Below are 12,369 nucleotides of genomic sequence, written 5' to 3'. Positions count from 1 at the left end.
GTCAGACCCTGACCAGCATCTTTCCCATATTGCCACCTGAGAACAGGCCGAGGAAGGCGTCGGGCGCCGACGCCAACCCGTCGTGCACCGTCTCGCGCATCGTCACCGCGCCGCTGGCGATCAGGCCGCCCATGTCGGCATAGAATTCCTCCATGCAGTCGATGAACTGGTCGGTGTAGATGAAGCCTTCCATGCGGATCCGCGCGGGGATGGTCCGTATGATATATTTCATCTCCTGGGGTTTGGCCTCGTTGTAGACGTCGATCATCCCGCAGATCGCGAAGCGCGCGAAATCATTGGCGGTGGCAAAGGCGGCGTCGAGATGCTCGCCGCCGACATTGTCGAAATAAACGTCGATGCCCGGCTTGCAGAGGCGCTCGAGCGCTGCGGCGAGTTGGGGGAGCACTGGTCCGGCCTTGTAATCGATGACCGCGTCTGCGCCGAGATCGAGGGCCCAAGCGCATTTCTCCGCACCGCCAGCCGAGCCGATGACGGTCATTTCGCGTGCCTTGGCGATCTGCACGACGGCCGAACCAACTGCTCCAGCGGCTGACGAGACGAATATCGTATCGCCGGGTTTGGCTGCGGCGACACGGAGCAGGCCGATCCATGCCGTTCCGCCCGTCAGGCCCATATTGTGCAGGAAGGTCTGCGGGGTGAGGCCCGATGCCAGCATGTCCGCGGGCAGCTTGTTCGGCATCATGTCGAGGCCGATGACGCCGCCGTCCCGCCAACCGCCCATGTGGAGGATCAGGTCGCCGGGAGCGAAGCCCTCCATCGAACTTTCGAGGACCTCACCGATCGCCCCGCCAGTCATCGGCTGATCGATCTGGAAGCTGGCGGCATAGCTTTTGGCTTCGTTCATCCGCCCGCGCATGTACGGATCGACCGACAGCCACAGGTTGCGGACGCGGAGCTGATCCTTTTCGAGCGATGCGTCTGGAAGATCGCGCAGAGCGAAATTTTCAGTCGTCGGCAGCCCCTGCGGGCGACTGGTTAAATGCCATGCCTTGGCCATCGGAATCTCCCATTCCCCTATTCGCCGGCAGCGGTGGGGGCCATCAGAAAAGCCGTTGCCACCGCCAATCAGTGTCGTTAAGACCCCGCCGTCGCGGGGCCGTAGCTCAGATGGGAGAGCGCTGCAATCGCACTGCAGAGGTCAGGGGTTCGATTCCCCTCGGCTCCACCAGCGACCTTCACGATCCCTCAGCCCGCAAAATCGCGTATCATATTCTTCGCGATGACTAGCTGCTGGATCTGCGTCGTCCCTTCATAAATGCGGTAAATGCGGCAGTCGCGATAGAAGCGTTCGGCCAGATATTCCTTGAGATAACCGGCGCCGCCGTGGATCTGCACCACGCGGTCGGCGACGCGCCCGCACATTTCGCTGGCGAACATCTTGGTAGCAGCCGCTTCGACCAATATCTTCTCGCCGCGGTCAGCGCGCGCGCAGGCATCGGCAAGCATACATTCGGCGGCATAGATTTCGGCCTTGCTGTCGGCGAGCATCGCCTGGATCAGCTGGAAATTGGCGATCGGCTCGCCAAAAGCCTTGCGTTCCATCGCATATTTGAGCCCGGCATCGAGCATGCGTTTTGCATAGCCGACGCTCGCCGCCGCGACGGACAGGCGCCCGTTGTCGAGGCTCTGCATAGCGGCACGGAAACCGATGCCTTCCTCGCCGCCGAGCAATGCGTCGCCGTCGACATGAACATCTTCGAGGATCACGTCCGCGATCTGCGATCCCGCCTGGCCCATCTTGCCGTCGGGCTTGCCGATCGACACGCCCGGCGAGTCGCGCGCGACCATGAAGGCGCTGACATGCGCATTCTTCGGAAGCGCTTCGGCATTGGTGCGCGCCATGACGAGGATGACATCGGCGAAGGGGGCGTTGGTGATGTAACGCTTGGTGCCATTCAGCACATAGCCGTTGCAGTCGCGCACGGCGCGCGTCTTCATCGCGGCGCTGTCCGATCCGCTGTCGGGCTCGGTCAGGCCAAAGGCGGCGATCGACCCGGTCGCGAGCTTGGGGAGCCAATGCTCCTTCTGCTGCTGCGTCCCGAAGCCGACGAGCGACTTGCACACCATGCCGATGTTGATCGAGATGATCGAACGATAGGCGGGCGAGGCGTAGGCGATCTCGCGGATGAAGCCGACATATTGGCTGACATTCATGCCGGCGCCGCCGAATTCCTCGGGCATGGTGACGCCGAACAGGCCCATCTCGCGCATCTCGGCGAGGATATCGTCGGGAACACGGCCGAGTTCTTCGAGCTGGTCTTCTGCCGGAATCAGCCGCTCGCGGACATAGCGCTGCAGCTGTTCGATGAAGGCGTCGTAGATGTCGGCGTCCATTCCCGGGTTGGTCATCGTTTTCCTGTCCCCTGATTATTGTTCGGCGTAGCTGTCGATCGCCGAGAAGATGCGCGTCAGTTGCGCGCGCTCGTCGGCGTCGATGTCGGGACGCCAGATTTCGAACAGCAGGATCGTGCGGTCGCTGGTGCCGCGGTTCCATGCCTCATGCTCGAAACTGTCGTCGAAAATCAGCATCTCGCCCTCGCGCCAGTTCCGCGTTTCGGCGCCGACACGGATGCCGCAGCCTTCGGGAACGATCAGCGGCAGATGGCAAATCAGGCGGGTGTTGAGCATGCCGTGATGCGGCTGGATGTGGGTGCCGGGGGTCAGGCGCGAGAAGAGCGCGATCGGCGCGCGGCCGGGGATCACAGGCTGCGGCGCCGCTTCGAGCACGGCGAGGGTGGCAGGGCAGAGTTCGCCCATTCCGTCAGCAACCACACCGTCTTTCCAAAGCCACGCGGCGGCCCAGTCGGGCTTGTCGAGCAGCGGGTTGTTCGGCGGGGGTCTGTCGGGGCTGGCGGTTACATAAGGGCCGAAACGATCGGAGCTATTGTCGATCATGGCCAAAAGCTCAGCGCGGATCGCATTCGTCGCGGCTTCGACCGTGAGGACCCAATCGAAGTCGGCACGGTTGAAAAAGGGGCGCTGCGCAAGGCCGGGGAAGTAGAACATGCTCGGTTGCTGCAGATAGAGCGGCTCTTCGCCCGCGAGCATGCGCAGAGCCTCGGCGACGCGCGGCGTCGCGGTGTCGGCATCGATTCCGGCTCCGCGAAGTTGGCCGAGGAGATGGTCGGCAAAGGCGCGGTCGGTTTCGGCAAGGAATTGCTCGGCGCGCTGGAGGCCGGCATGAAGGGCAGGCTGGACCCTCCTGGCCTGCGCCGCAGTTCCTAGCGCCAGCCGGTAGAAGCTCCCCGCAGCGCGATCGTCGGCGAGGCGACGCTTGAGTTCGGCCATGGCAAGCAGCGCCGCGATATTGCCACGATTGGCGCGGATCGCGTCGTCGAGCGCTGTGGTTTCCGCGGCAAGATCCCCGCGGCGATGAGCGTCGCGTGCCTGATCCAGCCATGTCATCTGCCCCGTCATGGCTCTTGCCATAACGCAGCATTGGACCTTTGCAAGCCACGCCCCGCCTTGGATCAGGCTGCCGGTGGGGTTCCGGGGTCGCTGGCGCCGGCCTCGACCCGCATCTGCCGACGGACTGCGACCATGAAGCGGCTGCGCCAGAAGGCGACGATGAGGCCTAGCAGGAGGGCCCATGGCAGCACGGCCGCGCCAAGTGTCAGCACGAAGCTGAGTGCGGTGCTGCCGCTGCGCATCAGTGTCTCGCCGGCGCTTGCGAAGGGATTTGCATGGCCAATGCCGGGCAGGCCGCCGTCGCTAGCATAGTTGAAGGCGACACTGGTCCAGGCGATGCGGGCTTCGCCGCTGCGGCGGTTCTGGCGCTCGGTGCCGAGTTCGCCACGCAGTTGGCTAATCTGGGACAAAAGTTCCGCGCGCTCGCGCTTGTCGAGCCCGCCCGATTTGAGCCGCTCCTCCAGCCGCGCAATTTCGGCCTCTGAGCCGGCGCTCCGCTGTTGCGAGGCGAGGATTTCGGTGCCGACATCTTCGCCCGCGACGCTCGCGTCGGCGAGCACGCCCTCGGCCTTTTCGACGCTGGCGATCGCGCTGGCGCCGAACTTGCGCGCGATGCTAGGGTCGAGTTTGAACTGGGTCTGCGCCTCAACGAGTTTTTCGTCGGTCAGCTGGTAGCGGACGTCGACGATGCGGCAGCGCTGTATGCCGAGCGTTTCACACGCGGCGGCATGCTCTTCCTGGACCTTGGAGATGCGGTCGTCGGCCAGGCGGAAGGTGTAGGCGTAATCGAAGGCGACGCCGGGGGCGGCTTCGGTACCGATCCGGGGCGTGGCAGCGGCGTCGGCAGCGCCTTCTTCACTAACGGCCGCGGCGGCGGGGGTATCGTTTGTTGCAGCATCTTCGGCAGATTTTTCCGAACAGCCGACCAGGGCGAGCGCCATCGCGCCCGCCAAGAGCTTGTTTTGCATGCAGATTCTCCCAAAACGCGACTCGTGATCGCATGGGACGGCATATCATAACTAAAAAAGTAGACAATAGAAATCAGGCGAGCTTGACGAAGCTGTCGAGCACCCTCTTGCTGCCGGCCTGTTCGAACTCGACTTCAAGCTTGTTGCCGTCGATGTCGGCAATGTCGCCATAGCCGAATTTCTCGTGGAAGACGCGCATTCCGATCGCGAGATCGGAGCGTGCCTTCGCGCCCACGGAGGCCGCTGGGCCGCGTTCAGAAGGCGCCGGGGCGCGGGTGATCGTCGACGATTGCGCCGTTGCCCGTTGCCACGCCGGGCCGCGCGTCATCGTGCGCGCGGGCTGGCGCCCAGCAGCATTGGCGGCGACATGCGCGAAGGGATCGCCTTGCGCAGACCAGTTCGCGCGCCACAGGCTCTGTCCACCGCCGAAGCTGTTCTCGCTGTCGACATGCTCGGGCGGGATTTCGGCGATGAAGCGGCTGGGGATGCTGCTCACCCACTGGCCATAAATGCGGCGGTTCGCGGCGTGATAGATGCTTGCACGCTGCCGCGCGCGCGTGATCGCGACATAGGCGAGGCGGCGTTCTTCCTCTAGGCTCTGCGTGCCGCCTTCGTCCATCGAGCGCTGCGACGGGAAGACGCCATCTTCCCATCCGGCGAGGAAGACGTGGTCGAATTCGAGGCCTTTGGCGGCGTGGATCGTCATGATCGTCACCGTCTCGGTCGTGTCGTTGTTGTCGCGGTCCATGACGAGGCTGACATGCTCAAGGAACGCCTCGAGCGATTCATATTCCTCCATCGCGCGGACAAGTTCGGAGAGGTTTTCGAGCCGGCCTGCGGCTTCGATGCTGCGGTCGGCCTGCAGCATTGCTGTATAGCCCGATTCGTCGAGAATGAGCTGTGTCAACTCGGGGTGCGAAAGTTCGTTGGCCTTGGTCTGCCAACTGCGCATCTGGGCGATGAAGTTTGCGAGCTGGCGGCGCGCCTGCGGGGTCAGCTCGTCGGTTTCGGTGATGCGCGACGCGGCATGGAGAAGCGGCGTGCGCTCGTGACGCGCGAACTGATGGATACGCGCGAGCGCCTTGTCGCCGAGTCCGCGCTTGGGGGTGTTGATGATGCGTTCGAAGGCGAGATCGTCGGCGGGCGACTGGACGAGGCGCAGATAGGCGAGCGCGTCGCGGATTTCGGCGCGTTCGTAGAAGCGGAAACCCCCAACGATGCGGTACGGCATGCCGATCGCGATAAAGCGGTCTTCGAACTCGCGCGTTTGGAACTGGGCGCGGACGAGGATCGCGGCGCGTTCGAGGGATACGCGCCGGCGCTGGAGGCTTTCGAGTTCTTCGCCGATCCGCCGCGCTTCCTCGGGCCCGTCCCACACCCCGACCACGCGCAGCTTGTCGCCGGGTTCGAGGTCGGTCCACAGTGTCTTGCCCAGGCGACCCGAGTTCTGCGCGATCAGCGCCGAGGCGGCGGCGAGAATCTGCGGCGTCGAGCGGTAATTCTGTTCGAGGCGGATCACGGTCGCGCCGGGGAAATCCTTTTCGAAGCGCAATATGTTCGCGACCTCGGCGCCGCGCCACGAATAGATCGACTGGTCATCGTCGCCGACGCAGCAGATGTTCTTTCGCTGCTGTGCGAGCAGGCGGAGCCAGAGATATTGGCTGGCGTTGGTGTCCTGATATTCGTCGACGAGGATATATTTGAAGCGTTCCTGATATTGTTCGAGCACGTCACGGTGCGTCTTGAGGATCACAAGCATGTGGAGCAGCAGGTCGCCGAAATCGCAGGCGTTGAGCGTCTTCAGCCGCGCCTGATACAGCGCGTAGAAATGCTGGCCCTTGCCGTCGGCGTAGGCTTCCTTGTCGGCGGCGTCTAGGTCGGCGGGGACGAGCCCGCGGTTCTTCCATTTGTCGATCAGACCCGCGAGCTGGCGGGCGGGCCAGCGTTTCTCGTCGAGCCCCTCAGCCTGGATCAGCTGTTTGAGAACGCGGAGCTGGTCGTCGGTGTCGAGGATGGTGAAATTGCTTTGCAAGCCTACCAGTTCGGCGTGACGGCGCAGCATCTTCGCCGCGATGCTGTGGAAGGTGCCGAGCCATGGCATGCCCTCGACCACGTCGCCGACCATCCGCCCGATGCGCTCGCGCATCTCGCGCGCCGCCTTGTTGGTGAAGGTCACCGCGAGGATTTCGGACGGCCAGGCGCGGCGCGTCGCCATGATATGTGCGAGGCGCGCGGTCAGCGCCGCGGTCTTGCCGGTTCCGGCACCCGCGAGCATCAGCACCGGGCCCTCGGTGGTAAGCACGGCCTGCCGCTGCGGGCCGTTGAGCCCTTGCAGATAAGGTGGGTCCGAGGGGTTCGGCGAGGACAGGTCGGGCAGGGAGGCGGGGGTATCGTTCACGCGCGAACGATTAGGGAACAGCGAGCAGGCTGTCCAGTGCGGTGAGGCGGTCCGAGGGCGTGGCTCCCGCGCATTTTAATTCGTCGAGCGTGGCGCGTGCCATCGCGCGATAGGCGGGCAGGAGGTCGGGGCTGTGTTCCTCGAGCGCATCGAGATGACCACCGATCGTCTGGACGTCGCCGCGCAGCAGTGGGCCCGATAGTCCGGCGAAACCTTGGCCGAGACTGTTTTCGAGCGCGGCGCGGACGAGGGGAGCAAGCAGGCCCGAAGGATCGTCGACCCCGGCGTGCTTGAGCGCGCCGGCCGCGCCGGCGATCAGGGTGACGAGATGGTTCGACGCGTGACAGAGCGCAGCATGGTAGAGCGCCCGCTTTTCCTCGGCGATTTTGACCGCGGTTCCGCCCAGTAGCGCGACAACATGTTTCGCCTTCGCGGTCGCCTCGGCCGTCGAGCCGGTGATCGCAAAGCGCGCGCCGGCCATGCGCCGGGCTTCGCCTTGCGGATCGCCGGTGAAGGTCATCGCAGGATGGATCGCGGCGGTGAGGGCGCCGGCGTCGCGCAACGGTTCGAGGATCGCTGCGCCGCTGCGTCCGCTGACATGGAAGATGAAGCGGGCTCGCTTCGTCAGCGGGACGGTGGCCATATCGGCCACGACCCCTGCCAAGGCGTCGTCGGCGACCGCGATCGCGACGATGTCGCATTCGGCCATCAGGCGATCTATCGTCGGTACGGCGGCGGCGCCGACACGCGTCGCAGCCGTGCGGGCGTTTTCGGGGGTTCGGCCCCATAGAAAAGGCGGGGCAGCTGCCTGCGGAGCGAAGGCAACTGCGAGCGCCTGGGCGACGCGGCCCGCGCCGATGATGCCGGGCTGACGGAAACGGAAATCATTCATGGGCGGTTGCAGTAATACGCGGGCGGAAATTTCGCCAATGCAACGTCTGCTGGCGACCAGAAGTAGCCGTTCTATTTCTTACTTCGTCATCCCTGCGAAAGCGGGGACCTAGCGAGCTGACGTCGAAACTGGGTTCCCGCTTTCGCGAGACCACCGATGTTATAACACGCTGGAAGTGCAAATTTGAGAGCCCGGAAACATGCTGGCGATGCGCCGCTGTCGGCCAACCAGTATAAATCGGATTACGACATCCTCGTCATCGTCAGCCAAAAGGAGCTGACCGACCGTGCCGCCTATTGGACCAAGGCCGAGTAACACCCATCCGCGCCTGCACGATCGAGAAGACGCTTCGCACGCCCGTCAACTTCATCGTCCATTCGCTCCATGAGGTGAACGATGGCCTCGCCCATGGCCGCCTTTTCTTCATGGAGATCAAGAAGGACGGGATCGCCCTCCACGAGGCCGACGACACCGATCTCCACACCCCCAGGCCCAAGACGCCCGAGCAGGCGCTGGAGGCGGCGAGGGAGTATTTCGAGGACCACTATCCCGGCGCCATCGTATGGCTGAACACATCGCGCGATTTGGCGAAGCAGAAGCGCCACAAAGAGGCCGCCTTCCTTCTCCACCAGGCCACCGAACGCCTATACGCCGGTCTCCTGCCCACGCTTACCTATTACACGCCTTACAACCACAGCATCGCATTCCTCCGAACGCTCGCCGAAAGACTCGACCGGCGCCTCTACGGCATCTGGCCCGAACCCTCCCGTCGCGAGCGCGCCAAGTTACAAAAGCTCAAAGAGGCCCACACGATGGCAAGATACTCAAAACATTATCGGATCGGCGAAGAAGAGCTGGCGTAGCTGAAAGGATGGATTGGATCAATGGTGGCATTGCATTGCCGTTGTCAAATTCAGGGTAGCTCGTAAACTTGGCATCGATCCGGTACGTAACCCCGTTGTTCGAAAACTTAACGAACACAATCCTCCCGAACGAAATCACATTGGAAGTTTCCATCGCTGTTGACGAATAACGCAACCTTTCGAACGCGACGTTCAGTGACGACGATGTCATCATTTTGCGTCTTGGCATACGGCCAACTCAAAGCAAGTTCACCTTCCCAAAATCGCTCCCAGCTTTCCGGCAGCAATGAAAATTATAGCAATTATTAAAAACGATATGGACAAATAATATAAAGGTCCATCAGAAGGATTCACATTGTAAATCCCTATAGAAAATACAAATAGACCACATAATGTAAGCCTAATTGCATAAATCGACAGGGAAGGAAATTTCTTTCTGGCTATGTCGAAGTATTTTCTGCTTACTATTATAGAAACATACATAAATATACATACTGATCTAGCAGCAATTATAAAAAAGTCGCTAGATCCAAATAAATATAGGGCGATTAAAGACAAAATTGGCAATGACCCAATGAATAAAAAACCGTAAAAATCTCCAATTCTTCTGTATAGTGTACTCACTAGCATCTCTCCGGATCGAGCCATTCAATCACTTCTGAAGAACTTTTCCCAATTGCTTCCTCGAATAGATCATCGATAACGTCAGATACCTTGCCACCATTGAATATCCTCAAGCCCCGCACAGCAATCCTACCTAACCCGATATTGATCAACGCTCGGCTGCCGATATTGAGTGCAGAGTCCCCATGGTTGAAATCTTCTGCTGCTTGCCCTAAAGTGCCGACAATCCCGCCGCCCTCGGCGAAAACGAGACCCGGCACTGCGCCTTCAGGTCCGACCGCTAAACCTGCACCGGCCAATATGAGCCCATTAACTATGAACACGTCGCCCGCTACTTCGCCCACTTCGGCAACCTTCTGCAACTTAGTATCGCATGCCTTGGGCCGTTGCGGCAGCACGGGTGTCGGCTTCGGCTTAGAAGGACCGGGAGGTCGGGGATCAGCTCCGCCAGAACCTGGAGGCAAAGGTATTTCAGGGCCGCCCGTTTCATAACAATCGGCAGGAAAATCTCCGACCTTAACGCCACAGACCAATTTCAAACCGCTCGGATCGACAAAATTCACCGGATCGCTACCCACGTAGTTATACCAATTCATCCCGTCGCCATACCCGATGGGATCAGTTTGCATGAACCGGCCGAGCGTGGGAGAATACATCCGCGCCTTGTAATACCACATGCCGAGTTCGGGAAGCCACGTCTGCCCAGTATATCCAAACCGCCCAACATTGCTGGCCTCTGGAATGCCGTATTCGTCGTAGCGGTTAAGTCCAATCGTCGCGTTGGAACTATCGGTTACGCTTACGACGCTTCCGCGCTCGTCGGCCATCAAGAACCGGCGCGTGCTGCTGTTGACCGCGCTGCCTTCATACCAGACAATGGGGTTGTCTGTACCCGGACCATGTACATATCGCCGAAGCAAGTTTCCATACCAGTCGCGTTCCGAGATCAGGCGCGTGCCTGAATAATCGAACCTGACCGAATTGGTGAAGTCCCCCATTACTAACGCAAGCCTGCCCATCACATCATAGTAGAGCGACCGAACTGTTCCGCCGACACTGGACGTCGCCAAGAGGTTCTCGGGGCCATAAGTGTAAGAATTGCTTCCCGAGCTCGTCAGATTGCCGCGCGCATCATATCCCAGGGAAGCCGAGCCCGCAGCGGTGAACTGATTGAGACCGTTCGCAGTGTAGCTGCGATCAACATTATAGTGCTCGTCCCACGCATAGGCATCGTTACCTCGAGTTGCGGTCGCAATCTGGCCGCCCGGATTATAGGAGAAGCTTTGCGTCAGGTCATGCGCCGTCGTACCGCCATTGAGATCGTTCGTCAGCGTCGATAGCCTCGACACAGCATCATACCCAAAACTCTGCGAGCTACCATTGCCGAAGCTCACGCCGATGCGCCGTCCCAAATTATCAAAAGAGTAGGTGGCGAGGACGCCGACACCACTCGTGGCGCCATTTTCGCGAACGGAAGTAACATTACCCGTCGCATCATAATCGTAGTTGACCGTCAAGCCGCCACCTGGAAGCGTCTCGCTCGTCATACGTCCGGCCGCGTCGAAGCTACGCGCAATCCCGCCGAGGGTCGCATTTTCCTGCAACTGTCGACCGAGCGCGTCATAGACAAAGCTGCTATTCCAGCCATTGATCATCGTCGCGGAAATCAGGCGGCCCAGCAGATCGTAGCTGAAATTCTTATCATGTACCTCGAACACTAAATTGGGAAGATCGATATTCGTGACCCGATTCAGATTGTCATAGCTGAAATTGATCGCGTGCCCATCGCGCAGACGCCGACTCGTCACATTGCCGTTGGCGTCGTAAGATAGCTGTTCATAATCGGATGCGTTAACCGCGTTCGCTCCCTTCGCCGCCGACGGATATTCGGTCTTGGCAAGGCGATCGTGGCCGTCATAGGTGTACGCCGTTCGATTGCTTTCTGCATCGACGACATAGGCAGGGCGGCCATTGTTCGAATAGCTTGTCGTGACCTCGTCCGCTTGTTCAGTCGCGCCAAATGCGGTCTGGACCTTTGTCACGCGACCGGCCGCGTCATAGGTGTTTTTCGCGATACGATCGGGGCCGTGGCTGCCCGTTGCACTGAGCGAGCAGGCACCGGGGAGAGACCCAAACGTCGCGCTATTCATGCGTTGCGCCGAGCATTCGACGCGGCTCACCGCGTCATAGCTCGTCTGCGAGACGGCATAGGTGATGCCGCCCGACTTGAGTTCGGACTTCACCGGCCGCGCATTCGCGTCGTAGGTCACTGCGACCTGCTCCTGCGACGAGAAAGACGCCCAGGCCGCATCCCCGGCATCGTCGACGATGCCGACTTCCTTTAGAATAAGTCCGTCGTTGCTGTAGGTCATGCGCTGCGCCGTCGGCTTGCGGGCGCCGCCGCCATCGGGGTCGGGCCCCACAAGGCCCGTGAGTCGACGTCCGGCATCATAGCGATAGGTGGTGGTGTCGGCGGTTCCAGCCAGCGGACCGTCAAGCGCTAGCACATTGCCGATGGCATCGTAGGCAATTCCGGTGGTCGCGGTGAGACTACCATCGCCTGCACCCGTCGCAATGGTTGCCGGCAGCAAATTGCCGTTGTAGGTGATCGTGCTCTTAACTTCCGCCGCTGTGCCCACGCAGGAGCTCGATGCAACGCATTGCGAGGAACTGTTGGGGAGATACCTGCCGCCCGTTAACGCATAGGTGTAACGTGTCTGTGGCCTCGTCCCGTTAACATCTGCGGGCTCGGTAATTGTTAGCACGCCGCCATGGGTGGGATCGTATGTATAGTCGGTTTGGTTGCCCTTGGCGTCCTTCGTCCACGTCGGACTATTGCAGGTGATCGCGCTAGCGCAACTGGCGGGAAAACTCGCCGTCGTGGCGATATCTGCGAGACCGGATCCAGGCTTCGCCTTCATGGTCCTACTCGTCACGTTGCCGCGTGCATCATATGCCAGAACGGCCTTATTCCCTTCCGGGGCCGTGGTCTCCGTCAAACGCCCACTGGCATCATATTGGTAGCTCGTCGTCTGACTCAGCGCATTGATGAGCGATGTCATGCGCTGGGAAGTAATGTCGAACTTATAGATCGTTGTATTCCCAAGTGCATTAGTCACGGTGGTCGTCCGGACGCCTGCCGCATCGGCATATGAGTACCCCGTCGTGTCCGTCGTCAGAACATTTGGCACAACT

The 12,369-nt window shown here is 60.9% G+C and carries 9 protein-coding genes and 1 tRNA gene; 3 read left to right on the top strand and 7 right to left on the bottom strand.

What is annotated here, in order from left to right; all coding sequences use genetic code 11:
- Position 1 precedes the first annotated feature (1 nt).
- Positions 2–1,018 (bottom strand): NADP-dependent oxidoreductase, encoded by a 1,017-nt coding sequence (locus SKP52_RS10000; RefSeq protein WP_081997285.1) that lies wholly within the window; start codon positions 1,016–1,018, stop codon positions 2–4.
- 95 nt (positions 1,019–1,113) lie between these two features.
- Between SKP52_RS10000 and SKP52_RS09995 the strand changes: the two genes are divergently transcribed.
- Positions 1,114–1,189, top strand: a tRNA-Ala gene (locus tag SKP52_RS09995).
- A 17-nt stretch (positions 1,190–1,206) separates the two neighbouring features.
- On the opposite strand, the gene SKP52_RS09990 is transcribed toward SKP52_RS09995, so the two are convergent.
- The 5 genes from SKP52_RS09990 to SKP52_RS09970 all read right to left on the bottom strand — a co-directional run bounded on the left by SKP52_RS09990 (position 1,207) and on the right by SKP52_RS09970 (position 7,687).
- Complete coding sequence (locus tag SKP52_RS09990) at positions 1,207–2,370, bottom strand: acyl-CoA dehydrogenase family protein (protein WP_039574479.1); 1,164 nt, start codon at positions 2,368–2,370, stop codon at positions 1,207–1,209.
- Between the two features lie 18 nt (positions 2,371–2,388).
- The gene (locus SKP52_RS09985; protein ID WP_039574477.1) at positions 2,389–3,438 is read right to left on the bottom strand and encodes an aspartyl/asparaginyl beta-hydroxylase domain-containing protein; all 1,050 of its coding nucleotides are present in this window, start codon (positions 3,436–3,438) and stop codon (positions 2,389–2,391) included.
- 53 nt (positions 3,439–3,491) lie between these two features.
- Positions 3,492–4,397 (bottom strand): DUF4349 domain-containing protein, encoded by a 906-nt coding sequence (locus tag SKP52_RS09980; RefSeq protein ID WP_039574476.1) that lies wholly within the window; start codon positions 4,395–4,397, stop codon positions 3,492–3,494.
- Between the two features lie 73 nt (positions 4,398–4,470).
- Positions 4,471–6,795 carry an ATP-dependent helicase gene (locus SKP52_RS09975; RefSeq protein WP_228383886.1) on the bottom strand — a complete coding sequence of 775 codons (2,325 nt, stop codon included), beginning with the start codon at positions 6,793–6,795 and terminating at the stop codon, positions 4,471–4,473.
- 10 nt (positions 6,796–6,805) lie between these two features.
- Positions 6,806–7,687: a Rossmann-like and DUF2520 domain-containing protein gene (locus SKP52_RS09970; RefSeq protein ID WP_039574474.1), complete on the bottom strand. Its 882-nt coding sequence runs from the start codon at positions 7,685–7,687 to the stop codon at positions 6,806–6,808.
- 183 nt (positions 7,688–7,870) lie between these two features.
- On the opposite strand from SKP52_RS09970, the gene SKP52_RS27210 reads away from it, so the two are divergent.
- Positions 7,871–8,002 carry a hypothetical protein gene (locus tag SKP52_RS27210; RefSeq protein ID WP_267128048.1) on the top strand — a complete coding sequence of 44 codons (132 nt, stop codon included), beginning with the start codon at positions 7,871–7,873 and terminating at the stop codon, positions 8,000–8,002.
- On the top strand, positions 7,984–8,550 hold the full coding sequence (locus tag SKP52_RS09965) for a HEPN domain-containing protein (protein WP_228383885.1): 567 nt from the start codon (positions 7,984–7,986) through the stop codon (positions 8,548–8,550). The genes SKP52_RS27210 and SKP52_RS09965 overlap by 19 nt, the downstream gene beginning before the upstream one ends.
- Positions 8,551–9,173: 623 nt before the next feature.
- Here SKP52_RS09965 and SKP52_RS09960 read toward each other — a convergent pair.
- A complete protein-coding gene (locus SKP52_RS09960; protein ID WP_081997284.1) occupies positions 9,174–12,236 on the bottom strand; it encodes an RHS repeat domain-containing protein in 3,063 nt (1,020 codons plus the stop codon).
- Positions 12,237–12,369 lie beyond the last annotated feature (133 nt).

The sequence above is a fragment of the Sphingopyxis fribergensis genome, assembly GCF_000803645.1.
GTDB classification, from domain to species: Bacteria; Pseudomonadota; Alphaproteobacteria; order Sphingomonadales; family Sphingomonadaceae; genus Sphingopyxis; species Sphingopyxis fribergensis.
Note: the sequence above shows the minus strand (reverse complement) of the source record. Positions and strands in the feature narration are given on the sequence as shown.

Coding starts and splice junctions, on each gene's coding strand:
- SKP52_RS10000 (WP_081997285.1), bottom strand. CDS start 1,018: ATGGCCAAGGCATGGCATTTAACCAGTCGCCCGCAGGGGCTGCCGACG.
- SKP52_RS09990 (WP_039574479.1), bottom strand. CDS start 2,370: ATGACCAACCCGGGAATGGACGCCGACATCTACGACGCCTTCATCGAA.
- SKP52_RS09985 (WP_039574477.1), bottom strand. CDS start 3,438: ATGACGGGGCAGATGACATGGCTGGATCAGGCACGCGACGCTCATCGC.
- SKP52_RS09980 (WP_039574476.1), bottom strand. CDS start 4,397: ATGCAAAACAAGCTCTTGGCGGGCGCGATGGCGCTCGCCCTGGTCGGC.
- SKP52_RS09970 (WP_039574474.1), bottom strand. CDS start 7,687: ATGAATGATTTCCGTTTCCGTCAGCCCGGCATCATCGGCGCGGGCCGC.
- SKP52_RS09960 (WP_081997284.1), bottom strand. CDS start 12,236: ATGACATCGCTCATCAATGCGCTGAGTCAGACGACGAGCTACCAATAT.